Annotated in this window: 17 protein-coding genes; 10 read left to right on the top strand and 7 right to left on the bottom strand. The window is 69.2% G+C overall.

What is annotated here, in order from left to right; all coding sequences use genetic code 11:
- Nucleotides 1-140: 140 nt before the first annotated feature.
- The 3 genes from AMYHA_RS24255 to rraA all read right to left on the bottom strand — a co-directional run bounded on the left by AMYHA_RS24255 (nucleotide 141) and on the right by rraA (nucleotide 1899).
- The gene (locus tag AMYHA_RS24255) at nucleotides 141-941 is read right to left on the bottom strand and encodes a crotonase/enoyl-CoA hydratase family protein (protein WP_034274856.1); all 801 of its coding nucleotides are present in this window, start codon (nucleotides 939-941) and stop codon (nucleotides 141-143) included.
- 157 nt (nucleotides 942-1098) lie between these two features.
- Nucleotides 1099-1272, bottom strand: coding sequence for a hypothetical protein (locus AMYHA_RS27285; protein ID WP_157362382.1), 174 nt, complete (start codon nucleotides 1270-1272; stop codon nucleotides 1099-1101).
- 135 nt (nucleotides 1273-1407) lie between these two features.
- Nucleotides 1408-1899 (bottom strand): ribonuclease E activity regulator RraA, encoded by a 492-nt coding sequence (rraA, locus tag AMYHA_RS24250; RefSeq protein WP_034274854.1) that lies wholly within the window; start codon nucleotides 1897-1899, stop codon nucleotides 1408-1410.
- A gap of 182 nt (nucleotides 1900-2081) precedes the next feature.
- Here rraA and AMYHA_RS24245 point away from each other — a divergent pair, with 182 nt between their 5' ends.
- On the top strand, nucleotides 2082-2381 hold the full coding sequence (locus tag AMYHA_RS24245; RefSeq protein ID WP_034274851.1) for a hypothetical protein: 300 nt from the start codon (nucleotides 2082-2084) through the stop codon (nucleotides 2379-2381).
- A 12-nt stretch (nucleotides 2382-2393) separates the two neighbouring features.
- Here AMYHA_RS24245 and AMYHA_RS24240 read toward each other — a convergent pair whose 3' ends face one another.
- Nucleotides 2394-3416, bottom strand: coding sequence for a CobW family GTP-binding protein (locus AMYHA_RS24240; protein ID WP_034274848.1), 1023 nt, complete (start codon nucleotides 3414-3416; stop codon nucleotides 2394-2396).
- A 70-nt stretch (nucleotides 3417-3486) separates the two neighbouring features.
- On the opposite strand from AMYHA_RS24240, the gene AMYHA_RS24235 reads away from it, so the two are divergent.
- Both AMYHA_RS24235 and AMYHA_RS24230 read left to right on the top strand, forming a co-directional pair.
- Nucleotides 3487-4059, top strand: a complete 573-nt coding sequence (locus tag AMYHA_RS24235) for an HhH-GPD-type base excision DNA repair protein (protein WP_034278685.1) — start codon at nucleotides 3487-3489, stop codon at nucleotides 4057-4059.
- 113 nt (nucleotides 4060-4172) lie between these two features.
- Nucleotides 4173-4967: an META domain-containing protein gene (locus AMYHA_RS24230; protein ID WP_034278683.1), complete on the top strand. Its 795-nt coding sequence runs from the start codon at nucleotides 4173-4175 to the stop codon at nucleotides 4965-4967.
- Nucleotides 4968-5015: 48 nt separating this feature from the next.
- Here AMYHA_RS24230 and AMYHA_RS24225 read toward each other — a convergent pair whose 3' ends face one another.
- Both AMYHA_RS24225 and AMYHA_RS24220 read right to left on the bottom strand, forming a co-directional pair.
- The gene (locus AMYHA_RS24225) at nucleotides 5016-5885 is read right to left on the bottom strand and encodes a helix-turn-helix domain-containing protein (RefSeq protein ID WP_051400257.1); all 870 of its coding nucleotides are present in this window, start codon (nucleotides 5883-5885) and stop codon (nucleotides 5016-5018) included.
- Between the two features lie 182 nt (nucleotides 5886-6067).
- On the bottom strand, nucleotides 6068-7351 hold the full coding sequence (locus tag AMYHA_RS24220; RefSeq protein ID WP_157362380.1) for a PucR family transcriptional regulator: 1284 nt from the start codon (nucleotides 7349-7351) through the stop codon (nucleotides 6068-6070).
- Nucleotides 7352-7535: 184 nt separating this feature from the next.
- Here AMYHA_RS24220 and AMYHA_RS24215 point away from each other — a divergent pair, with 184 nt between their 5' ends.
- The 3 genes from AMYHA_RS24215 to AMYHA_RS24205 all read left to right on the top strand — a co-directional run bounded on the left by AMYHA_RS24215 (nucleotide 7536) and on the right by AMYHA_RS24205 (nucleotide 10503).
- The gene (locus AMYHA_RS24215; protein WP_034274842.1) at nucleotides 7536-8522 is read left to right on the top strand and encodes a hypothetical protein; all 987 of its coding nucleotides are present in this window, start codon (nucleotides 7536-7538) and stop codon (nucleotides 8520-8522) included.
- Between the two features lie 83 nt (nucleotides 8523-8605).
- Nucleotides 8606-9259 (top strand): DUF5819 family protein, encoded by a 654-nt coding sequence (locus AMYHA_RS24210; RefSeq protein ID WP_034274840.1) that lies wholly within the window; start codon nucleotides 8606-8608, stop codon nucleotides 9257-9259.
- Nucleotides 9256-10503 carry an HTTM domain-containing protein gene (locus AMYHA_RS24205; RefSeq protein ID WP_051400256.1) on the top strand — a complete coding sequence of 416 codons (1248 nt, stop codon included), beginning with the start codon at nucleotides 9256-9258 and terminating at the stop codon, nucleotides 10501-10503. Before AMYHA_RS24210 ends, AMYHA_RS24205 begins: the two co-directional genes overlap by 4 nt.
- A gap of 498 nt (nucleotides 10504-11001) precedes the next feature.
- Here AMYHA_RS24205 and AMYHA_RS27685 read toward each other — a convergent pair whose 3' ends face one another.
- Nucleotides 11002-12480 (bottom strand): DUF6801 domain-containing protein, encoded by a 1479-nt coding sequence (locus AMYHA_RS27685; protein ID WP_196776963.1) that lies wholly within the window; start codon nucleotides 12478-12480, stop codon nucleotides 11002-11004.
- Between the two features lie 484 nt (nucleotides 12481-12964).
- On the opposite strand from AMYHA_RS27685, the gene AMYHA_RS24195 reads away from it, so the two are divergent.
- From AMYHA_RS24195 to AMYHA_RS24180, 4 genes are read left to right on the top strand one after another with little or no spacing between them, the layout of a single operon-like run.
- Nucleotides 12965-13753 (top strand): SDR family NAD(P)-dependent oxidoreductase, encoded by a 789-nt coding sequence (locus AMYHA_RS24195; RefSeq protein WP_034274838.1) that lies wholly within the window; start codon nucleotides 12965-12967, stop codon nucleotides 13751-13753.
- Complete coding sequence (locus tag AMYHA_RS24190) at nucleotides 13753-20661, top strand: type I polyketide synthase (protein WP_157362377.1); 6909 nt, start codon at nucleotides 13753-13755, stop codon at nucleotides 20659-20661. The genes AMYHA_RS24195 and AMYHA_RS24190 overlap by 1 nt, the downstream gene beginning before the upstream one ends.
- The gene (locus tag AMYHA_RS24185) at nucleotides 20661-23654 is read left to right on the top strand and encodes an acyltransferase domain-containing protein (protein ID WP_051400255.1); all 2994 of its coding nucleotides are present in this window, start codon (nucleotides 20661-20663) and stop codon (nucleotides 23652-23654) included. The genes AMYHA_RS24190 and AMYHA_RS24185 overlap by 1 nt, the downstream gene beginning before the upstream one ends.
- Nucleotides 23651-23953, top strand: coding sequence for an acyl carrier protein (locus AMYHA_RS24180; RefSeq protein ID WP_034274836.1), 303 nt, complete (start codon nucleotides 23651-23653; stop codon nucleotides 23951-23953). The genes AMYHA_RS24185 and AMYHA_RS24180 overlap by 4 nt, the downstream gene beginning before the upstream one ends.
- Nucleotides 23954-23956: the final 3 nt, after the last annotated feature.

Below are 23956 nucleotides of genomic sequence, written 5' to 3'. Positions count from 1 at the left end.
TCCCCGAACTTCGTCTCCGTTCGAATAGTGATCGAACGGCAGCCCGAGGGCAACTAGTGAGACCGAACTGACGTCGGCCCGCGATCGGGAGGTTCTCGCCCGATCGGGCGTACGGTGCCGCTGCGGTATGTCGGTGAGTACTAGCGCACCGTTCTGCGCACGTACCGCGGGATCTCCTTCGCCTTGCCCGCCGCGCGCGCGATCTTGTGGTTCTTGCTCCGCAACAGCCTGCGTTGCCAGCGGCTTTCGATGCGGAACGCGGCGCGCGGCGAGAGGTGCCGGGTGCGTTGGAACAGGGCCTTCGTTGCCGCGATGGCGTCTGGGGAGCGTGCGGTCAGCTCCTCCGCGAAGGCCTCGGCCGCCTTGAGCGGGTCATCGCTGACCTCGGTCGCCAGGCCGAGTTCGGCGGCGCGCTCGCCGCTGAAGGTCTCACCTGTCATGGTGAGGCGCATGGCGACGTCCATGCCCACGAGTTCGCGGAGAGTGACTGAACCGGTCATGTCGGGAACGAGGCCCCAGCGGGCCTCCATGATCGAGAATTCGCAGTCCGGTGTGGTGAACCGGAAGTCAGCGCCGAGCGCGAGTTGCAGCCCGCCGCCGTAGCAGCGGCCGTGGATCACGACGATCACCGGCACCGGCAGCTCACGCCACGCCCAGCAGACCTCCTGGTAGAGGTTGGTCTTGCGACCGGGCACGCGCAGGAAGTTCAACGCGAACTTGACCGGATGCTTGCCCGCGGAGCCGAAGTCGAGGCCGGAGCAGAACGCGGGGCCCTCGCCCTGCAGGATCACGGCGCGGACGTCGCGGTCGCGCTTGATGCGCTTCGCCGCCGCCACCAGCGCGTGGAACATCTCCAGGTCAAGGCCGTTGTACTTCTCGCCACGGGTCATCGTCACGTAGGCGATGGAGCCACGGATCTCGGTGCTGACGCGCTCGCTCATGGGTCCTCACAAGGCTCGGGACACGATCATGCCAACGGTACGTCAGCGCCCGTCGCGATCAAGGCATACGCCGCCGCGGAGTGAGGAATACGACGTCGAGAACGGGGGACACGGCGTCCGGAGCAGGGGACACGACCCTCCCGAGTGGTTCCGCGTGCTACTCCCGGCCGCGGATGATGGTGGGTTCGAAGTCCTCGTCGTCGCGCGGGGTCGGGATGCCGAACGGCACGTCCGACTGGTCCGTACGGAACTCGTCGCGGCCCGGCGGGCGTGGTGCGGGCGCGATCGCGCTGTCGGTGTGGGCGGCTGGCTGCTCGTGGATCGTGCTCATGGGTGCTCTCCGCGCGTGCTTCTCGGCTGTAGCTTCCCGGTAGTCCGCTGACATCTACCGTCTACCCGTTATGTCATGCAGCCAAGCGCGGTGTTACACCTCACAATTGCGCATCAACCGATCGTGCTCGCGTGATCACTCGGAGGAACCACCGCTAGCCAGCAGCACAATGCCGTCCTCATCCGAATAGAGCATGTCGCCGGGGTGGAACGTGACCCCGCCGAAGCTGACCGGTTCGTCGACGATGCCCTCGGCGTCCTTGGCGCTCTTGCGGGGGTTGGTGCCAAGTGCCTTGATTCCGATCGGCAGTGTCGCGAGCGTGGCGCTGTCGCGGACCGCGCCGTTGAGCACCAGCCCCGCCCAGCCGTTGTCCACGGCGGCCTTGGCGATCAGGTCGCCGGTAAGCGCGGTGTGCAGCGAGCCGTCGCCGTCCACGACGAGCACGCAGCCGTCGCCATGGCTGTTGAGCAACTGCTTGACCAGACCGTTGTCCTGGTGACACTGGACAGTGCGCACCCGTCCGGAGAACGCGGTGAGCTTGCCGAACTGGCGGAACTGGGTGTCGCAGACCCGCAGCGACGGGCCGTACTCGTCGACGAGATCGGCGGTACTGAACGACTCGGTCACAGCTGCTCCTCACGCGGTTCGTCTCAAGGTGGGTCTCAGGGTAACCATGCGGCGGTGGTGGCACCCCGCGACTGTGACGCCGCCCAAGTCGTCTCGATCTACGTGCACGGATACGTATATTTGCGGCTTCGCGCGCCCCCGACGTCGTTCAGGCTGGTCACAGACTTTCGAGGTGATGTGTGATGGACCAGCCGTTGTTCGATCATTACCTGTTTCTCGCACTGCGCGAGGTCGCGCGTGGCGACGTCAGCATGGATATCGCCACCGGTGAGCTGCGGCGGTACGGCGCGGAGGTGCCCGCGCGGGTGGCCGACGCGCTGGCGGACCTGCTGCACGGTGGTTACCTGAGAGCTCGCGTCACCGACGACCGTCCGTGGGCGCTGCTTGACCTGACGCCACTCGGCGAGTGGCTGCTGGCGGGCTGGTTGCCGTCCGGGTGTCGCGCAGGGCTCCTTCACGACACCCCACCGTCGGCGGCGTGACGCCCATGCCAGTCACGCGTCCAGATAGCGGAGGACACCCAGCATGCTCTGCTCGTCGAGTGCGCAGGATCCGCCGGCCTCGCAGGCCCGGAGCCGTGCCAGCACCTCGGACGCGTCGACCGATGCGCCGATGACGACGAGCTGGGTGTGAGGCTGCTCGTCGCGCTGCCAATCGTCGCGGCTCACCTGGATGAATCCGCCGACGACGTGCAGCCAGAACTTCTGTCCATGCCCGGGCACACCGAAGTGCACGCAACCCTTCATCCGGTACACCCCGCCCGGCCGGTTGGACAGCAGCGCCATCAGTTGCCGGGGATCGAGTGGCTCCTCGGTGCGGAACTCCACGCTCTCGAACGCGGCGTGCAGATGCTCCGAGCAGCCGTCGTCGTGGCCGTCCTCGCGGAGCAGTTCGTCGAAGCTGAGCTGACCGTCGTCGGGGCGGGGCTGCTCTGGCGGATCGAACAGCAGCTGCGGGTCGATCCGCCCGTGCGCGGTTGGCACCACCGGCGCGCCGTCGCTGAGCCCTCGGACGGTGTCGACGAGCCGATCCCGCACCGCGGCGTCCACCCGGTCGATCTTGTTCAGCACCACGAGGTCCGCCACAGCGAGGTGCTGGTCGAGCTGCGGATACTCCGCACGGGTCGCCTCGAACTCCGCCGCGTCGACGACCTCGACCAGGCCGCCGGGGGAGATGTCGGCCTCCTCGCTGGCCAGCACCAGCCGCAGCAGGTCACGCGGCTCGGCAAGCCCGCTCGCCTCGATCACGATGACGTCGATGTCGCTGTCCGGCTGGGTGAGCTTGGTCAGCATGGCGTCCATGCCGCTGGCGTCCACGGCGCAGCACAGGCAGCCGTTGTCCAGCGAGACCATGGCGTCCACCTGCCCGGCGACCAGCATCGCGTCGATGTTGACGCTGCCGAAGTCGTTGACGATGACGCCGATTCGGACGGCGTCGTCGTTGTGCAGCAGGTGGTTGAGCAGCGTCGTCTTGCCCGAGCCGAGGAAGCCGGTGACGATCACGACGGGGGTTGGCACGCCGACGAACCTATCGCGCCACCTGGTCGTGCGAGCGGCATGCCACGCCGATCGTGAGATGCTGCATGGCATGAGCCCCAAGCTGACCCTGACTCAAGATGAGGCCGCGGACGAACTGCTGTCTCGCGATCCATTGGCCTTGCTCACCGGCATGCTCTTGGACCAGCAGGTCGCGATGGAGGTCGCCTTCGCCGGTCCGAAGAAGATCGAGGACCGGTTCGGCCGATTCGACGCGCGGTCCATCGCCGAGGCCGACCCTGAGGAGTTCGCCGCGCTGTGCGCGCAGACGCCTGCCGTGCACCGCTTCCCCGGCTCGATGGCCAAGCGCATCCAGGCGTTGTGTCAGTACATCGTCGAGCACTACGACGGCGACGCCGCCGCACTGTGGACCGACGGCGACCCGGACGGCAAGACCGTACTGCGCAGGCTCAAGGCGCTGCCCGGCTACGGCGACCAGAAGGCGCGCATCTTCCTCGCGCTGCTCGGCAAACAGCTCGGCGTCACCCCGGACGGCTGGCGCGAGGCCGCTGGGGCCTACGGCGACGACGGTGCGCGCCGCAGCATCGCCGACGTCATCGACCCGGACACGCTGCGCGAGGTGCGCGAGTTCAAGCGCGCGGCTAAGGCGGCGAAGAAGGGGTGAGTCCGGCACGCGTGGCAAGGAGCGCGGAGCGAGCCCGCCGGCGTGTGAGGCACTGAATGGTTGAGTCCGGCCGTGACAGGCAACCCCGCGCGTCGCCGTTCCGTCCTGGCAGCATGAGGGCGTTTCTGAGCATGACGTTGCTGGCCGCCGTGACCGCCGCGATCGGCGGTTGCGGCAGCCAGGGCGGCGCGGAGCCATCGGAGGCTCCCGACCGGCTGCCGGTTGGCCAGGAGTTTCTGTCGACCGAGGTCACCGAGGCGGGGGAGCAACGGCCGCTGGTCGCAGACACCCGGATCCGGCTGACCTTCGCCGAGGGCGAGGTGACCATCAACGCGGGCTGCAACACACTGTTCGGCGACGCGCGGCTCGACGATGGCAGGCTCGTCGTCGAAGGCATGGGCGGCACCGAGATGGGCTGCGCCAAGCCGCTGATGCGGCAGGACGACTGGCTGGCCGAGTTCTTCACCAGCGGCCCGAGCTGGCAGCGCGACGGCGACAAGCTGGTGCTGACCAGCGGCGACACCACGATCACGCTGGTGGAGCGGCAGGTCGCCGAGCCGGACCAGTCCCTCCGGGGTACTCGCTGGCAGCTCGACACCATCATCGAGGGCGCGGCCGCATCCAGCGCACCGGGTGAGATGAAGGCGCACCTGCGGTTCAGCGAGGACGGCAGCGTGCGCGGCAACGCGGGCTGCAACGAGCTGAGCGCGCGGTATGAGCGCGACGGCGACCAGCTCACCTTCAGCCAGATCGTCACGACCCGCAAGAGCTGCGGTCAGCCGCGCGACCGGATCGAGCGGTCCGTGCTCGCCGTGTTGGAAAACTCGCCGCGGGTTGAGATCGAGGCGAACCGGCTTACGTTGACCTCGGAGTCCGGCAAGGGCCTCGGCTTCGTCGCGGCAGGCTAGGCACGCACCCGGCGGCCGGGCCCGTGCTGGCCGTCCTGCGCTTCGCGGTCAGGCTCGCACGACCCGGTCGGCCCGCAGTGCCAACTCCAGCATCAGGCGTTCGTCCGGGTCGGCCAGCTGCGGGCCGAACAGGTCGTGCGCCTCGTCCAGCCGGTAGCGGATGGTCTGTGGGTGGACACCGAGCCGCTCCGCGACCTCGGTGACGCCGCCGGTGCTGCCCATGTAGGCCAGCAGCGTCTCCGACAGCACATCGCGCTGCTCCGCCGTCAGAGCCGCCAGCGGCAGGAGTGCGTGCTCGACGAGCTGGTCGAGCAGGAACTCGTCGGCGTGCAGCAGCAAGGTCGACAGGTGTTGCTCGCAGTCGGTGATGTCGCACGCAGGCAGCAGCCCGCGCCGCACCAGGTCGAGCGCGCGGCGCGCGACGGTGAACGAGCGGTGCGCCTCGGTGATCGGCACCAGCGGGCCGACGGCGGCGGTGCGGCCACGCAACTCTCCGCGCAGGACGTCGAGGTGCGGGTCAGGGTCGGCGACGACGAGACAAGGCCGCGCGCTCTCCAGGTCCGCGAGGACGTCGCGGTCAAGCTCGCTGGCGGGAAACCGGTGCTGATCCTCGCGGTACTCGATGGCGATGACCGCGATGCGCTCCGGCAGCTCCCAGTCGGCGCTGTGCGCGAGGTCGGCCAGCGTCTGCCGCGCGGCGGGCTGCTCGGTGAGCAGCAGTCGGAGCAGTCGCTGCCGCCTGCGTTCGATCGTGCTCGTCGCACGCGCCTGTGCCTCGGTGGCTGCGGTGATGTCATGCCAGGTGATCTCGCCATCGGATCTGGTCGGGGCGGGAATGGCAGGGGACGTCGCGATGCCCGCGACAACGTTGTCGGCCGGGTCCGGCGCAATTTCGGTGGATCGCTGTTCGCGAGCCATGGCTGCCACCTCGTTGTGACATCAGTGGGTGGATTTCTGGCCTCGTTGTGGTGAACGAGTTCGTTCGCCAGACGGTAAGCAGCCCGGTTCGGGGGGTCAACTGGAGCACACGGCCGAAGCCGGCATATACCCAGGCGGGTGTCGTTTTTCGTGCCCGTCAACAGTCGAAGGTGGCAAGGTCGTTACTCCGCAACAAAATCCGGGGACCGCGCGGGAAGGGCGCCAGACCGAAGCAACCTCACCCTGGTCGCCAGCGCGAGTTCGAAACGAGATTGCGGATCGGTCAATTGTTCGCCGAACAATTGCTGCAGTTTGTTCACGCGGTAGCGGACAGTTTGCGGGTGAATGGCGAGTCGTTGCGCGATCTCGCCCGCGTGCCCGCGCGTGGCCAGCCACTGCTGCAACGTGACCAGCAGCCGTTCCTGCTGCCGTTCGGTCAGCGGGGCCAGCGGGGCGAGCCGCCGCTCGACGAGGTTGTCGATCAGCAGGTCGTCCGCGAACAGCATCAGCGTGGTGCGGTGCTCGGCGCAGTCGATGACGTGTTCCGCGGGCAGCATGCCCCGCTCAGCGAGGTCCAGCGCGCGGTGCGCGACGTGCAGCGACGACCGGACGTCGGTCAACGGTGCCGCTGGCCCGATCGCGGCCTGCCAGCCCGGCAGACGCCGGGGCAGGTCGGCGAGCACCGGGTCGTCTGCGGCCACCAGCAGGCACGGCCGAGGCCCGTGCAGGTCGGCGAGCACGGACTCGCCGAGGTCGCCGTAGCTCGCGTCGGCTGTGTCGGCGTGGTCTGTGCGGCGCAGCGCCACGGCGGCGAGCGTGTCTGGCATCGGCCAGCGGAGTGTGCGAGCCTCCTCGGTGGCGGCGGCGATGTCCGGCACCGGCTCGGCGAGCAGCAGGTGCAGCACGCGCTCCCGCCTGCGTGCTGCCTGTCCGGAGATCCCCGACTCCGCGTTGGCGTGGCCCTCGGCCGCGAGGACGCACAGGCGCTCGCACTGGGCGTCGATGATCGCGCTCAACGACGTCAGCATCTCAGTCGCCACGCCATAGTGCCGCGCGTACCTGGTCACGTACTGCTTGGTGACCGACGCCGCGACCCGGTAGGCGGCTCGCAGCGCGTCCACCGAGCGGCCCTGACCGCACTCGATCGTGCCGATGCTGCGGAACAGCGGCGTCCAGTCGTCGCTGGACGTCTTGGGTTCCAGGATCGCGTCGATGCCGCGCAGGATCACCGACTGCGCCGCCGCGATCAGCACCTCGGCGAATGGGCCGTCGAGCGGTTCGGTGTACTCCGGTACCGACTGTCTGACGCCGGTGATGATGGACTGTGCCAGACGACGCGCGTGCGGCCGGAAGCCTCGCACCATCTCGCGAGGCAGCACTCGGCGCAGTTGCTCGCCGGTGCGCGCGGCGTCCTCGGTGCCCGCGCGTGCGCTCGGGACGTCAGGAGATGCGACGAGGTTGGTCATGGTGATCACGGTGTCGTATCACGTCGTCCTCGCACGTCGTGAGGAATACGTAGGTGAGGTACGTATGCCGGATAAAAGATTTGTTGCCGATGACGGGTTCTGCCCGTTGCGCTTCGTGGTGCCTGGACCGGCATCGGGCGGCTGAGTAACTTCCGATGCGCGAAACGCGCAGGAGGGAGTGCCCATGTCGATCTTCGCACGAGTGGGTGCCGCGTTGCTGGTGTTGGCGGCGCTCGTCGCCCCGAGCACCGCCGCTGCCGCGCCCACTAGTCCCGACGCCACCAGTCCCGACGCCACGATCCTCGCGTCAGAGCGCAACGCGGACGGCTCGACCACGACCACGGTACGAGTGGGGCCGCTCATCGCCCAGCCACACTCCGGCGACGGGGACGGTGAACACGGCATGGGCACCCACACCAACGTCGTGGTGCCGTTCGTCCCGCCGTGCGTGAACTGCTACATCACGGCGATCCAGCCTGACCTGACCTATGCCGACGGCTCCCGCGCCAACTACGACACCGGCGTCATGCTGCATCACGCGGTGTTGTTCGACCGCGCTCGCGGCGACGTCACGTGTGACGACGAACCGCTCGGGCTCGCGGGTCGCAGGCTGTTCGCCTCCGGCAACGAGCGCACGGGCGGTGAGCTGCCACCAGGAACCGGCGTGAAGCTCGGCTGGCTGCCGCTGACCTGGACGCTGGTCGAGCTGATGAACATGAAGCCCGAGTCGCAGGCGGTGTACTTCGACGTCACCATGACCCATGTGCCCGCGCACACCAGCGGCATGACCGAGGCGACGCCGGTCTGGCTGGACGCCAACAACTGCGGCGACTCCACCCACCCGGTGCCGGCGGGCGAGTCGACGACGACGTGGGAGTGGACGTCGACCATCGACGGCACGCTGAAGGCCGCTGGCGGTCACCTGCACGACGGTGGCGAGGTGATCACCGCGTACAACCGGACGACGGGGGAGACGCTGTGCGAGTCCGAGGCGGGTTACGGCACCGACCCGGCGTACCAGGGACACATCGAGTCGATGAGCACCTGCACCGGGGACGACCTCGGGCGCGTCAACCGGGGCGACACCATCGAGTTGGTGAGCCGCTACGACACCGACCACGCCGACCCGGTGGCCATGTCGATCATGGTCGCGTTCGTGGCGGAGGACTGATCCCGACGGGTGGGCGCGAAGACGTTCGGCGTGGCGGGCAGAATTGACCCGCCACGACCGGGCGCGAGACGAAAGAAGCGCGTATGGAGCCGGAGAGCCAGCCGACGGGTGAGCCCGCCGGGCTGTCACGACGTGCCCGCGCGGTCGTCGCGGCCGTCGCGGGTGCCGTCGCGACCGCCGTCCTCGTCCATACGGGCATCGTGTTCTTCTACATCGCCCCGTCGAACGTGGTCAGCGAGAAGTACGCGACCGAGATCTACGACTACATGGCGCCCGAGCTGCTGCAGAACTGGGCGCTGTTCGCGCCGGAGCCGCTGCACGTCAACCGTTCGCTGCATGCCCGCGCCCGGGTGAAGACCGATGAGGGCACGGTGAACTCGGAGTGGATCGACCTCACCGCCATCGACGTCGCGGGCACCAGGGGCAATCTGCTGCCCAGTCACACCCGCAACCAGCTGCGCAAAGGTTGGCGCACCTTCACCAACACCCACAACGCCGACCACGAGGCGACGTCGATGACCGGGCTGATCATCGAGTCGTACCTCAAACGAGTCGCGTTGATGCGGATGAGCCACCACATCGACGGCGAGATCACCGAGGTGCAACTCCGGTCGGCCACCAGCTACGTGCCGGAGCCCGCGTGGAGCGACCGCTCCACGACCGACGACGTCTCCTACACCGTGCTGCCGTGGTGGCCGGTCAGCGAGCACGACTTCCCCGAGGGCAGTAGGCGATGACCGAGACGCAGCGGAGCTGGGACGCCGCACTGGCCATGGGCTACGAGCGCATCACGCGCAGCGCGCTCGGCACCTACCAGACGGCGGTGGTCCGCATCGGCGTCGCAGGGACCTGGCTCGGGTTCCTGCTGCGGGAGTGGCCGAACCGGCACGAGCTGTACGGGCCGGAGGGGCCGCTCAGTTCGGATCTGGCCGCGCAGCGTGTCGAGGACAACGGCGCGTTCACGGTGTTGCTCTGGTCGGACTCCGCGTGGTGGTTCGAGCTGAGCTATGTCTTCGCGATCCTGGCGTCGCTCATGCTGTTGCTCGGCTGGCGGACGCGGACGGCGTCGGTGCTGTTCATGATCGGCGTGCTGTCGGTGCAGAACCGCAATGGCTTCATCAGCGACGGCGGCGACAACGTGCTGCACCTGATGGCGATCTACCTGGTGTTCGTGCGGTGTGGTGAGCGGTTCTCGCTGGACGCGATGTTCCGACGACGGGCTGGCGGGAGCGCTGGCGGACGCCGTGGCCGTCGCCCGGATGTCGCCGGTGTACTGCTGTGGTCGGTGCTGGCGCTCGCGGCGCTGACGGCGTGGGCGTTCGGTGTGCTCGGCGGCGGCTGGCTGCTGGTCTTCGCGGGTCTGCTCGCGGTGCATGCCGTGTGGTGGATCGTGGACCGCTTCACCGGCGGCGAGCCGCGCGCGGTCTGCGACATGACCACGAACCTGGTGCACAACGGCGCGGTGCTGGTGATCATCGTGCAGGTATGCCTGCTGTACGCGACGGCGGGCTGGTTCAAGGTGCAGGGCAGCCGCTGGCAAGACGGCACGGCCGCGTACTACCCGCTGCAGGTCGACGTCTTCACGCCGTGGCCCGCGCTGTCCGACGCGGTGTCCGCCTACGGACTGCCGATCCTGCTGATGACCTACGGCACGGTGATCGTGCAGGTCGCGTTCCCGTTCACGCTGTTCAACCGGCCGATCAAGAACGTCGTGCTGGCGTGCCTGATCGCGGAGCACATCGGCATCGCGATCCTGCTCGGGCTGCCGTTCTTCTCGTTGGCGATTATCTCGGCGGACCTCATCTTCCTGCCGACGACGCTGTTGCGCCGGGTGGAGGCGAAGGTCGGCGGGTGGTCCGCGCGGTGGCGCGGTCCGGCGCGGCGTCGTGCCGAGTCTGAAGCGGACGCTGACGACGCGGAGGCGGCGGGCGATCGCACCTCGGACACCGCCACTCCCGCGGAATCCCTCGATCGCGTCTGACCGCGAGTCGCACCTTGATTGGCGCGAGTCGCACCTTGATTGGCGCGAGTTGCACCTTAGCTGGCGCGAGTTGCACCTTAGCTGGCGCGAGTCGCACTGGTGTCCGTCGTCGTGAGTCCCGAGTCTCCTTAGCCGCGCTTGTTCAGCGCCGTGCTGTGGCATTCCCTTTCCGGTTCTGGCGTCTTGGTTGCCAGCTCTCGCCCGGAGGACCTGTTGCTGGGTCGTGCGATGAGGAGCTGGTCCATATAGCCACCCGCGGTGCTATCCGTCGCACTGGAGCAAGGAACTCGGGGGCACGGAAGTAGAAACTCGCGACGCCACACCGCAGAACTCGCGGCACGACAACGTTGGGACTCGCGCATCCTCACGGTGCAAATCGTGTCCAACAAGGTGCGACTCGCACCAATTAGGGTGCGACTCGCGCGGGCCGCGTCGGCTGCGGACAGCACGATGGCCCCTGCCGGGTGGCAGGGGCCATCGAAAGGACCGGTCGGGGTTTTACTTCGCCGTCAGGTCCATGGTGATGGTGTTGCCCGAACCAGCGGTGAACGCGCTGATCCAGTCGTTGAGATGGCCGCAGCCCTCCAGCTCGGGCAGCGTGTAGTCGTCCGTCGACAGCGTGCCGCCGGAGAACGGGTCGAAGCCCTCACCGGTCATGTCGAACACCGCGGGCTCGACGGTCTGGCAGTTCTCGCCACCACCGATCGGGAAGCCCCACGCGGACACGCTGGGCAGCTTGACGTACGCCTCCGAGTGCGAGGTGAGCGTGTTGCCGTCAAACGTGCCGGTGGTCTTGCCGACCTGCTCGAACTCGATGTCTGCCGTCGCCTGCAGGAAGCCGAGGATGGTGAACTCGCCTCGCGTCGGGTCCAGCGTCAGGTCGGCGGTGTATTTCTGCTCGGCCAGGTTGAAGAGGACGTCGATGTTGCCGCTGAGCGGGACCGTCCCGTTCGCTGCCTTGATGTGCGACTCGCCCTTCAGGTCAAAGGCGAGGTCGATGGGGCCGCCGCCCCCGCCGTCGTCGCCACCACCATCGGCGGTTCCGCCGTCAGCCGCGCCACCGTCAGCCGCACCGCCGTCGTCGGTGCCACCGTCCGTGGTGCCGCCGTCGGCAGCGCCACCGTCGTCGGTGCCGCCGTCGTCGGTGCCGCCGTCGGTCCCTCCGGTGTCCGTACCTCCGTCGGTGCCGTCAGCGGCACCGCCGTCGTCGGTGCCACCGGTGTCGGTTCCACCGTCGGTGCCGTCAGCAGCGCCACCGTCGTCCGTGCCGCCGTCGGTACCCCCGTCGGTGGTCCCACCGTCGTCAGTACCGCCATCGGCAGCGCCACCGTCGTCGGTGCCGCCGTCAGTCCCGCCGCTGTCGGTGATCTCGAACTCGTGCAGCACCATGTCCTGGCCCTCGACCGCGGTGCAGGCCGACTCGAACGTGCCGAGCCCGGTCTCGCTGCCGTCCGCCTTACGCGGCGTCAGGGTCATCGTCATGTTGCCGAGCGAAATCGTGGCGTGGCCCGGTTCTTCGAAGGTCAGCGACGGAGTCGAGCCCGTGATGTTCTCGATGATCAGGTCGTTGCCGTTCTCCGGCACCGGCGTCACCGGGATCTCATTGGGCACCGTCACCGGCAGCGTGATGCCGGGCGCTTCTACGGTCGACTCCATCGACGCGGTGCCCTCGATGGTCTCCGCGTCGACCAGGTTGAGGCCTTCCGTCGCCGTCGTGCCCGCGTTGGCGGTCGACACGATGTCGAACTGCCCGGTCGGCTCACCAACCTCGATCGAGGACGGCATGTCGGTGTTGATCGTGACGCTGACGGTCTGTTCGCCGATCAACGGGAACGGGCAGTTGTACTCCACGGTCTTGGTAACGGGGTCGGCCGAGCTGATGCCTGCGCCGACGGCCATGGTGGCCGCGACGAGCCCGGCTGACCCGGTCGCGGCGATCCCCGCGGCCAGCAACTTTGCGCGTCTCTTACTACTCACGAAATCTTCCTTCCGTTCCTTCTTAGTCGAAGGTCGAATAAGGTCGGTCCCGCCATTTGTCACGTTTTATCAACGTAGGAGGCAGTTCCTGGAAATAGCTATTTCGCGCTATCTCCAAATAGCAAGCTAACGGCGTGCTGCCGCGGTGTACAAGGCTCGTAAACGACGTCTGGCAAACGGGGGTGAGAACTTGTCAGCGTCGGACACAACAGTGATATGTGATTGGACGCACACGACAAGGAAGTGCCGTCCTTCCTCGGTTTCGTCGCATGTCGACAGGCTGTTATCAGGTATTTCACTGACCGTGACGCCATGAGATTGTGCTCAACTGCGCACAAGTTCTCTGGTGACAACCGTGTGCTGAGAACGCATTCATGACCCATCGCTTGACGCCTTCGGAGCAGCGACTTAGTTTTCCCGCAGTATCGAAATCGCACTGCCGTCGCGACGGGTGCCGGTTGTGGACGTGGCCCGGAGGAGTCTGATGAAACTGCGTGACAAAACCGTGGTCATAACCGGAGCCGGTGGTGGAATCGGCGCGGCTCTGGCGGTGAGATTCGCGCGCGAGAAACCGCGCGGAATCGTGGTGTCCGATATCGATGGACCCGCCGCGGCCGATGTCGCGGCGCGGATACGCGAGCTTGGCGTCGCCGCCGTGGCGCATCGGGCGGATCTCGGTGACCAACGGCAGGCCGCCGGGCTGATCGCCGCGAGCGAGCGAGAGTTCGGGCAGGTCGATCTGCTGTGCTCGAACGCGGGGATCGCCGTCGGCATGGGCATCCACGCTCCGCAAGAACGCTGGTCAGCGGCGTGGTCGGTCAACGTCATGGCGCACGTCCACCTCGCGCAGGCCGTGTTGCCCGGGATGGCCGCACGGGGCTCTGGCCACGTCATGATCACCGCCTCCGCGGCTGGGCTCCTCGGCCTGCCTGGCGACGCGCCGTACTCGGTCACCAAGAGCGCCGCGGTCGGCCTCGCGGAATGGCTCGCCGCGACCTACCGCCGTTCGGGGGTCACGGTGAGCGCGCTGTGCCCGCTCGGCGTCCACACCGGACTGCTGATGCCCGCGCTCGCCGCAGGGCATCCCGCCGCACGGGCCGTCGCTGACTTCGGGCCGATCCTCGACCCCGCTGAGGTCGCCGACATCGCGCTCGAGGGCATCGACGCCGAACGGTTCCTGATCCTGCCGCACCCGGATGTCGCGCAGCTGTACGCGAAGAAGGCCGCCGATCCCGAGGGATGGCTGACCGAACTGCAACGAGAGGGCCGCTGATGACGACGGAACACGACGCGACGCCAGTGGGCAAGGACCCGCGCCGCACCCTGTTGCTCGGGATGAGCCCGTGCGGGATGCCAGGCAGCCGGGTACCGATCGCGGTCAGCGGCGCGGGCGGCCTCGGTGTCGTCGACCTCGGCGACGGCGGGCGTGACGCACGGGACGCCCTGCTGCGGGCGGTGTCGCTGCCCGCGGGTGGCGCCATCGGCATTCGGGTGACCGGTGACTGCGCGCTGAGCTGCGACGCCGTGCTCGACCTGCTCGGCGACAAGGCAGAGCGGATCGACACCGTTGTGCTCGGCGCTGACTCCTCGTGGCAGCTCGCCGACGTCCCCGATCGCTACCTCGTGCTCGTCGAGGTGACGTCGGCGCAGCATGCGGTGGCCGCGGTGACCCGCGGCGCGGACGGCGTCATCGCCAAGGGGGTCGAATCGGGCGGCAGGGTGAGCGAGTCGGGCGCGTTCGTGCTGCTTCAGCAACTGTTACGGCAGGGCATCGACGTCCCGGTGTGGCTGTGCGGTGGCATCGGGTCGCACACCGCTGCCGCCGCCGTCGCGGGCGGCGCCGCGGGCGTCGTGCTCGACACCCAGCTCGCGCTACTGCCCGAATCCGACCTGCCGGACGATGTCCGGGCCGCGATCGCTGCCAGCGACGGCACGGACACCACCATCGACGATGGCGTCCGGGTGTTGATCAGCAGACACGGCCGAGTCCTGCCTGTCGGGCAGGATGCCTTCCTCGCCAGCCGGTTCGCCGAGTCGTACGGCTCCGTGGCCAGAGCGGTGCGTGCGGTGCTCTGCGCGATCCACGACGTCGCCAGCGAGCACGCGAATCTTGGCGCGGGGTCGGCCATGGCGGCCGCGCTCGGCACCGAGTTGCCCGTGGTTCAGGGGCCGATGACGCGAGTCAGCGATCAGGCTGGATTCGCTGCCGCAGTCGCCGCCGAGGGCGGGCTGCCAATGCTCGCGCTCGCGCTGTCCACCGCAGAGCAGACCAGCGCACTGCTGGAACGCACTCGCGATGAACTGGGTGAACAACCATGGGGCGTCGGCGTCCTTGGTTTTGCCCCGCAAGACGTCCGCAACGCGCAGCTCGACGTCATCAAGCGGGTGCGGCCGTCCAGCGCGATCATCGCAGGGGGCAGGCCAGACCAGGCACGTGTACTGGAAGCCGAAGGCATCACCACGTTCCTGCATGTGCCGTCGCCCGGCCTGCTCGCGCAATTCCTCGACGCCGGGGCGCGCGGGTTCGTCTTCGAAGGTTCCGAATGCGGCGGCCACATTGGGCCGAGGACGAGTTTCGCGCTGTGGGAGGCGCAGCTTGGCGTGTTGCTAGACCACATCGAGCGCACCGGAACCGGCGATGACGTGCAGGTACTGTTCGCGGGCGGCATCCATGACGAGCGCTCCGCCGCCATGGTGTCCGCGCTGGCCGCACCGCTGGCCCGGCAGGGTGTCGCGGTTGGCGTGCTGCTCGGTACTGGGTACCTCTTCACCGAAGAGGCCGTCACGCATGGCGCGGTCGGAACCGTGTTCCAGCGGCAAGTACTGGCCGCCGAGCACACTGAACTGCTGGAGACCGCGCCTGGCCACGCGACCCGCTGCGTGGCCAGCCCGTTCACGACGAGCTTTCGCGCCACAGTGGACGAACTCTCGTCGAACGGTGTCGAGCAGCGCGACGCCTGGGAGCGGTTGGAGCAGCTCAACGTCGGTCGGCTGCGTATCGCGAGCAAGGGACTGTGGCGTGAGGGCGACGAGCTGGTCACTGTGGACGAAGCCGAGCAGCGAGAGCTCGGTCTGTTCATGGCGGGCCAGGTCGCGACCTTGCGTGACGACGTCACCACCATCGACGCGCTGCATGCCTCGGTCACCTCAGGCGCGGCCGCGTTCCTCGATGACAGGGCCGCGACGTTGCGTGGCGACCTCGGCCAGAGCGCGCGAGTGTCCGAACCGGACCCGCTTGACATCGCCATCGTCGGCATGGCCTGCACCTATCCCGGCGCGGACGACCTCGCCGGGTTCTGGTCGCAGATCCTCGCCAACGCCGATGTGGTGACCGAGGTGCCACGTGAGCGCTGGAACCCCGACGTCTACTACGCCGCACCGGACACGCGGGATGATCCGCCGCGCGGCGACTGGACGCCATCCAAATGGGGTGGCTTCCTCGCGGACCTGGACTTCGACCCACTCGCTTACGGGATCCCACCGTCCGCACTGGCCGCGATCGAACCGGTGCAACTCATCGCGCTGCGTATCGCTGACCAGGCACTGGCCGACGCGGGCGGACGCATCGATCGGGAGCGCACCGGCGTGCTGTTCGCCGCCGCCGTCGGCAGCGACCTCGCCAACGCCAAGACGTTGCGGATGGTGCTGCCGTCCTACCTCGGCACACTTCCACCTGAGCTGGACGAACAACTGCCGCTACTCGGTGAGGACTCGCTACCCGGCAGGCTTGGCAGTGTCGTCGCTGGCAGGATCGCCAACCGGCTCGACCTCGGCGGCATGAACTACACCATCGACGCAGCCTGCGCATCGTCACTGGCCACTGTGGACGCCGCGTGCAAGGAGCTGGCGACGGGAAACAGCGACGTCATGGTGTGCGGCAGCGCTGACCTGCACAACGCGATTGAGGACTTCCTGCTGTTCGCGTCGGTCGGCGCGCTCTCGCCCACCGGTCGGTGCAAACCGTTCGACTCCACCGCCGATGGGATCGCGCTGTCCGAAGGCGTGTCGTGCGTGGTGCTGAAACGTCTCGGGGACGCCGAACGCGACGGCGACCGGATCTATGGGGTGATCAAGGGTGTCGGTGGCGGTAGTGACGGCAAGGCGCTCGGCCTGACCGCGCCCCGGCCGGAGGGACAGCGCAGGGCGCTCGATCGGGCGTACCACGTCGCGGGTGTCTCGCCCGCGGAAGTAGGGCTGATCGAGGCGCATGGCACCGGCACCGTCGTCGGCGACCGCACCGAGTTGGAGACGCTGACCGGGATGTTCGACGCGGCCGGTGCCGCGCGGGGGAGCTGTGTGCTCGGCTCGGTGAAGTCGCAGATCGGCCACACCAAGTGCGCGGCCGGTCTCGCAGGACTGATCAAGATCGCCATGTCCGTCTACACCGGAGTGAAGCCGCCGACACGTGGCATCGCCGCGCCGAACCCCGGCTGGGACTCCGGCACCAGTCCGTTCGTGTTCCACGAGACGCCGTCACCGTGGTTGGTCGAGCCGGAACGGCGCTACGCGGGGGTCAGCGCGTTCGGGTTCGGCGGCACCAACTTCCACATCGTCGTCAGCGGGCATCCATCGGCGCGCGACAACCGGCACGGGCTGCACCGCTGGCCCGCCGAGCTGTTCACCTTCCCCGGCACCGATGATGTGGCAGCGCACCGCCGGATCGAACGGCTGCTGACGCTGATCGAGACCAACAGCGAGCACGGCGAGCCGTGGACGCTGCGAGATCTGGCGAAGACCGTGTCCGCGCAGGCCAGTGTCGATGCCGCGCCGGTGCGGATCGCCGTCGTCGCCCGCGACATCGCGGAGCTGGCTGAGCTGCTGCGAGCGGCGTTGCGCGGCGAGTCGGACCCGGAGCGCGGGCTGTTCCGCGCGGACGGCGCGCCCGAAGGCGCGCTGGCGATGCTGTTCCCCGGCCAGGGCAGCCAGCGGCCCGGCATGCTCGCGGAGCTGTTCGTCGCGTTTCCCGAGCTGCACCGGTTCGCTGGGGACGACGCCGACGTGCGGGCCGCGCTGTTCCCGCCAGCCGCGTTCGGCCAGGACGCCGCGCGCGAGCAGGCCGAACGGCTGCGCGACACCCGGATGGCGCAGCCCGCGCTCGGCATCACCGGGCTCGCGGCGCACGAACTGCTGCGCACGCTCGGTGTCACCGCCGACTCCTACGCCGGGCACAGCTATGGCGAGCTGGTGGCGCTGGGGGCGGCGGGCGCGTGTGACGTCGACACACTGCTGGCGTTGTCGTCGGCACGGGCTGAGGCGATCCTCTCGGCGGCGGGCGACGACCCCGGCGCGATGGCCGCCGTGTCCACGACGTCAGCCGAGGCGCGGCGCGCGATCGACGCGGCGGGCGCGACCGGCCATGTCGTCGTCGCCAACGACAACGCGCCAGGTCAAGTCGTCATCTCCGGTGCCACTGAGCAACTGGCCGCCGTGCTCGACGCGTTGGATGACCAGGGCATCGCCGCGAAACGGCTTCCCGTGGCGTGTGCGTTCCACAGCCCTGTCATCGACGGCGCGGGCGAGCGATTCGCGGCAGTGCTCGACGAGCACCACATCGGCGCGCTGGATCGTCCGGTGTGGTCGAACCGCACGGCCGCGCCGTACCCGGCGGACGCTGATGTCGCGGCGGAGCTGGCCGCGCAGGTCAGCGCGCCGGTGCGCTTCGCGGAGCAGATCGACGCGATGTACGCCGACGGCGTCCGGACGTTCGTCGAGGCCGGGCAGGGCCGGGTGTTGTCCGGGCTGGTCACGGCGACCCTTGGGGACCGCCCGCACACCGTCGTCAGCCTGGAAACGCCCGGGCATGACGGGATTTCCGGCTTGCTGACAGCGCTGGCCCGGCTCGCGGTGGCGGGCGTGCCGGTGCGCACGGGCCCGCTGTTCACCGGCCGCGACGCCCGCGATGTCTCCGGTGTGACACCGCCGCGCAGGCCGGGCTGGGTCGTCAACGGCGCGACCGTTCGCACGGCCGACGGCCAGATCGTTCCCGGCGGGCTCGCACCCGCCCGACCCATCGAGGACATCACGGTGACCCAATCGGCTCCATCCCCCGGTGCGAACGACGACGATGCCCTTGTCAGCGACTTCCTGCGCACCAGCAGGGAACTGATCGCGGCGCAGCGCGACGTGCTGTTGTCGTACTTCGGCACGTCTGGACGGCAGGACGTCCCGCCGCTTCCGGTGTCAGCTTCGCCGCGAGTCACGGCTGCCCCCGAGCCGCACGCCGAGTCCGCGGCGGACGAGCATTCTGCTGAGTCCGCGCTCCCCACCAGCCCCGATGGCGCTGGCAGCACCGACGGCACTGGGGGTGTCGACGTGCTGACCACGGTCATCGAGGTGATCGCGCAGCGCACCGGCTACCCGGTCGACATGATCAGCCCCGACCTGGACCTGGAAGCCGACCTGAGCGTCGATTCGATCAAGCGCACCGAGATCGCTGGTGAGCTGAACTCGCGGCTCCGTAACGGCGAACTCGGCGGCCAGAAGGGAGAACTCGCGCACCGTAACGGCGAACTCGCGGCGAACAAGGTTCAACTCGGCGCGGATAAGGTGCAACTCGCGGACAGGATCGAGGAACTCGCGCAAGCCAGAACGGCGGCGGCGATGGCGGACGTGCTCGCGCCGTCCGACACGGGCACCACGCGGAACGGCGCGAGGCCGGAGGCGCACCCCGTACCGGCTCCAACCGAGCACCGCGCGGAAGCCTCGGCAGCGGCTCGCCTCGAACCCCGCGTCGGCTCACCCGCTCGCTACGTGCTCGACCTCGCCAATGCCGCGGCCGAGGAGGCAGACCCTACTGCGCTGGTTGGCGCGAACATCGTCATCGCGGGTGGCGATGACCTGCTCGCGGATGAGGTGGCCGCCGAGTTGTCCGCACGCGGTGCGATGCCGTTCGTGATCGGCGACGCGGACGAGGTCAGCGACGTGATCACCACTGTCGATGGCGTGATCTCCCTCCATGCCACCGCGCTGGAGGGCGACCCGGTGTTGCCAGCTACCTACCCGCTGTTCCGCTCGGCCGCGCTCCGCGAACCCCGCTGGCTGCTCGCCGCGGCGCGGATCGGCTTCACCCCGCTGCCGCATGCCGCTGGCCTGCGTGGACTCGCCCGCACATTGCGACGGGAGTATCCGGACACCACGGTCCGGCTTGCCGAGTTCGACCGGGAGGCCGACCGCGACGAACTGGCGCGCGGTCTCGTCGGTGAATTGCTCAGCGACGACGATGAGCCGGTGGTGACGCATTCCGAACACGGCAGACACGCGTTCCGGCTGGTGCCGGCCGCGCTCGGCACGACCGGCTCCGATCCCGCTGGCGCAGCCGAGGTGCGGGCGATGGGCCTCGACGCTGACTCGGTGGTGGTGCTGATCGGCGGCGCACGCGGCATCACCGCCCGAGTCGCCGCCGCCCTGGCTGCCGCGACCGGCTGCCGCATCGAACTGGCGGGCCGCACGGCGCTGCCCACCGAACCGGAGGACCCGGCGATCGCCGCCGCGACCGACCTGCCCTCGCTGCGCACGGCACTCGCCACCAACGACACCACGCCCGCCGAGATCGACCGTGCCGCCAAGCGCATCCTGGCGCAGCGGGAAGTCGCGACGACGCTGGCGGAGCTGCGCGCGACAGGAAGCGAGGTCACGTACCACACGGTCGACGCCCGCGACGCCGAGTCGATCCGTCACCTGGTCAAGGCGGTGCACGCCGAGCACGGCCGTATCGACGGCGTCGTCTACGCGGCGGGTGTCATCGAAGACCGACTGGTCGCGGACAAAGACCCCGACTCGTTCACCAGGGTGTACGGGACCAAGGTGGACGGCGCCGCCGTGCTGCTCGGTGAGCTGGCGCGACTGCCGACGCGGCCGAAGTTCGCGGTGCTGTTCGGCAGCATCGCCGCGACCTTCGGCAACCGGGGCCAAGCCGACTACGCCTCGGCGAACGACGCGCTGGACACGCTGGGAACGGCGTCGTCAGGAACGGCGGCCGAGCGCACCGTGACCGTCCACTGGGGGCCGTGGGCACCCGGCGCGGAGCACGGCGGCATGGTCAGCGCCGAACTCGCCCGCGACTACGCCGAGCGCGGCATCACCCTCATCGACGCCGAGGACGGCGTCGCCTGCCTGCTGCGCGAGCTCGCGTGGGGATCGCGGCAGGACACGTCCGTCGTCTACACCGCGTCGGAGTGGTAGTGCGTACGGTCGCAGCACACGGCGGCGCGCGGGCAGCCGCGGCCACGCGGGAACCCGAACGGATGCTCCTGCTCGCCGCACGGAACACCGCTGAGCTGGCGGAACGGATCGATGCGGCGAGCGCGGGCGAGGGAGTCGCGGCCGAACCAGCGTCCGGACCCCGGCTTGGCGTCATCGACCCGACACCGGAACGGCTCGCGCTGGCCCGCAGGATCGTCACCAAGGGCGCACCGCTGCGCGGGCGCAGGGATATCTGGTTCTCGCCGGAACCGCTGCTCGCGACCGGCGGTCTCGCGTTCGTCTTCCCCGGACTCGAGGCGGACTTCGATCCGCGGGTCGAGGACATCGCCGCCCTGCTCGACGTCGAGGTCCCCGAGTTGAGTGCGCACAGCGTCGGCAGGCATGCCGCGTCGGTGTTCGCCGTCGGCGGCTTGCTCCGGGACGCGCTACTGGCGCTCGGCGTCCGGCCGGATGCCGTCGCGGGACACAGCGCGGGAGAGTGGCAGGCCATGATCGCGGGCGACATCGTGTCGCGTTCGGACTTCGACGGCATGGTCGCGCGCTCCGATTTGGACGCGCTGCGGATACCTGGCGTGGAGTTCGTGGTGCTCGGCTGCGCTCCGGATCGTGCTGCCGACGCGATCACGGATCGCGACGGCGTGGTCATCTCGCACGAGAACTCACCGAGTCAGACGGTGATCTGTGGACCGTCCGATGAGGTCGCCGACATCATGTCGGACCTGCGCTCCGCCGGTGTGCTGTGCCAGCCGCTGCCGTTTCGTTCCGGGTTCCACACACCGATGCTGGCGCCGTACCTCGGGCCGTTCCTCACGGACGGCTTGCCGAGCCTGCCGATGCGCACGGCTTCGCTGCCGGTCTGGTCCGCGACGACCGCGCGGCCGTTCCCGGACGATCCGGCCGCGATCAGGGAGCTGAGCGTCCGGCATCTGCTGGAGCCCGTGCGGTTCAGCCCGCTCATCCGTGCGATGCACGACGCGGGCACACGGGTGTTCGTGCAGGTCGGGCCGGGTCAGCTCGGTTCGCTGATCGACGACACGCTGCGCGGCAGCCCGCACCTGACCATCGCGGCGAACTCCGCGCATCGCAGCGGGATCGCGCAGCTGCGTCGGGTGGCCGCGGCTGTCTGGGTCGAAGGCGGTGCACCGGACTTCGCCGTGCTGGCGCGGGACGCAGCCGGGCCAGCCGTGCACCCGACCGAGGCACAACGGGACGACGCGGCGAGCAGGCCGGTGCGCGCTACGCCGGCGGACGCGGACGACCCGCTGGTGCGGCTGCGGGAGCTGAGCACGAGCCTGCCCGCACTCGACGATCTACGACGCCTGCTTGCGGACACCGCCGATGCGGTTGCCGACGTCGTGACGGCGGCGCGGGCCGCGGGGCCGCGAGACCAGCGGCCCCACGCAACGCCGCGGCCGATCGCGGCGCCGCAGGCAGTGCGGCCAACAGTCGAGCCCATACGGTCCACATTGGACGTCTCTACTGCCGCCATGCCGTACTTGCTGGATCACTGCATGGCGGCGCAGCGGGAGGACTGGCAGGACGAGACGGATCGCAGGCCGGTCTTGCCCGCGACCACGATGGTCGCCCACATGCTCGACGCCGCGCTCGCGGCGGTACGAGGCCACGTCGTCATCGAGGTGCGCAACCTGCGGCTACGTCGCTGGCTGGTTGCCGCACCGCCGACCCGCGTCGACGTCACGGTGCGGCCGGTCGCCACCCCGGACGCCACCGGCACCGGGCGAATCATGCTCGCCGTCAGCCTCGGGGACTTCGCCGACGCCGAACTCGTGCTCGCCCCGAGCCACGACGCCGTGCCCCACACGGCCCCGGACCCCTGGCGCCCCTGGCCAGACAAGCGGGCCCCGCGGCTCACCGCGCGACGTCTCTACGACGAGCGTTGGATGTTCCACGGCCCGGCGTTCCAAGGCATCACCCGCTCGGTCGCGATCGCGGAGCAGGGCATGCGTGGTGAGATCACCGTGCTCGACCCGCCCGGCGCCCTGCTGGACAACTTCGGCCAGCTCATCGGTCAGTGGCTGGTGGAACGCCGTCCCGAGCGCTGCATCGCGTTCCCCGCCGAGATCGCGAGCATCCGCTTCCACCAGCCGGAACCCGCGCCGGGCACCACGGTCGATGCCACGATCGCTGTTACCGACTGCCGTGACGAGTGGATCGTCGTCGACGGGCAGCTCAGCGTCGGTGGCAGCGTGGCGATCTCGGTGACCGGATGGCGGGACTTCCGCATCGAAGGCGGTGAACGGGTCTGCGCCATACACCGCTTCCCGCAGCACAACACGCTCGCCGCCAGGCAGAGCGCATGCTGGGCGGTCGCCGACGAGTGGACCAGCCTCGCCACCCGCGAGTTCCTGCGGCACAAGTACCTCGCCGCGGCCGAACGCGCGGAGTACGACCGGCTCGCGCCCACCGAACGGCGGCGCTGGCTGCTGGCGCGGATCGCCGCCAAGGACGCGGCGCGCGGACGTGTGGCCGACGCAGGGCACGGCCCGCTGTTCCCCGCCGAACTGCGAGTGCGACAGGACACGGCGGGCTGCCTCAGCGTGACCAGCGCACGCGGCCACCAGTATCTGCACGTCGCGCAGACGCACGAGATCACTGTCGTCGGCGAGCGCCTGATCGCGGTCATCGAGGTCGTCGGGGGTTCGCTGTCCGTGCATCAGGCGATGACCTCGGCCGAGGAGGCCCTGCTGGACCGGCTCCGCGACGTGACGTCCGATCCGCTGCCGGTCGCGCTCGCGCGGCTCGCCGCGGCCCGGGCGGTCACCGCCGACACTGCCGACACCGCCGTGCTCAGCGACGTTGCCGGCCGAGATCTCACGCTGGCCACATCGGAGCGCGAATACCGCGTGCGTACCGATGTGATCCGCAACCCAGATGCGCTTCCGGCCAGGCAGTACGCCGTCGCCGTGCGTACTGACGCGACCCAAGCACCGACGACAGGAGAGACGCCATGACCACCACCCACCCGCTCACCGAGGCCAGCGTGCTGGCCGACATCACCACGATGCTCGCACGCGTGCTCGACGAGTACGGCGGCCTCGACGTCGAGGTCACCGCGGACACCACATTTCACGAGGACCTCGGCCTGGAGAGCATCGACCTGGTCGAGATCGGCGCGCTGCTCGCCGAACGCTACGGCGAGCGCGTCAACCTCGCGGAGTTCCTCGCCGAGAAGGAGCTGGACGACGTCATCGGCCTGCGCATCGGGACGCTGGTCGACTTCGTGCTCGCCGCGGCGGGAACGGGGGCCTGAGCG

This window comes from Haloechinothrix halophila YIM 93223 (genome assembly GCF_000504245.1).
In the GTDB taxonomy this organism is placed as follows: domain Bacteria; phylum Actinomycetota; class Actinomycetes; order Mycobacteriales; family Pseudonocardiaceae; genus Haloechinothrix_A; species Haloechinothrix_A halophila.
Note: the sequence above shows the minus strand (reverse complement) of the source record. Positions and strands in the feature narration are given on the sequence as shown.

Excerpts from the sequence above, each read along its gene's own strand:
- AMYHA_RS24255 (WP_034274856.1), bottom strand. The coding sequence starts at position 941 with ATGAGCGAGCGCGTCAGCACCGAGATCCGTGGCTCCATCGCCTACGTG.
- AMYHA_RS27285 (WP_157362382.1), bottom strand. The coding sequence starts at position 1,272 with ATGAGCACGATCCACGAGCAGCCAGCCGCCCACACCGACAGCGCGATC.
- AMYHA_RS24245 (WP_034274851.1), top strand. The coding sequence starts at position 2,082 with ATGGACCAGCCGTTGTTCGATCATTACCTGTTTCTCGCACTGCGCGAG.
- AMYHA_RS24235 (WP_034278685.1), top strand. The coding sequence starts at position 3,487 with ATGAGCCCCAAGCTGACCCTGACTCAAGATGAGGCCGCGGACGAACTG.
- AMYHA_RS24230 (WP_034278683.1), top strand. The coding sequence starts at position 4,173 with ATGAGGGCGTTTCTGAGCATGACGTTGCTGGCCGCCGTGACCGCCGCG.
- AMYHA_RS24225 (WP_051400257.1), bottom strand. The coding sequence starts at position 5,885 with ATGGCTCGCGAACAGCGATCCACCGAAATTGCGCCGGACCCGGCCGAC.
- AMYHA_RS24220 (WP_157362380.1), bottom strand. The coding sequence starts at position 7,351 with ATGACCAACCTCGTCGCATCTCCTGACGTCCCGAGCGCACGCGCGGGC.
- AMYHA_RS24215 (WP_034274842.1), top strand. The coding sequence starts at position 7,536 with ATGTCGATCTTCGCACGAGTGGGTGCCGCGTTGCTGGTGTTGGCGGCG.
- AMYHA_RS24210 (WP_034274840.1), top strand. The coding sequence starts at position 8,606 with ATGGAGCCGGAGAGCCAGCCGACGGGTGAGCCCGCCGGGCTGTCACGA.
- AMYHA_RS24205 (WP_051400256.1), top strand. The coding sequence starts at position 9,256 with ATGACCGAGACGCAGCGGAGCTGGGACGCCGCACTGGCCATGGGCTAC.
- AMYHA_RS24195 (WP_034274838.1), top strand. The coding sequence starts at position 12,965 with ATGAAACTGCGTGACAAAACCGTGGTCATAACCGGAGCCGGTGGTGGA.
- AMYHA_RS24190 (WP_157362377.1), top strand. The coding sequence starts at position 13,753 with ATGACGACGGAACACGACGCGACGCCAGTGGGCAAGGACCCGCGCCGC.
- AMYHA_RS24180 (WP_034274836.1), top strand. The coding sequence starts at position 23,651 with ATGACCACCACCCACCCGCTCACCGAGGCCAGCGTGCTGGCCGACATC.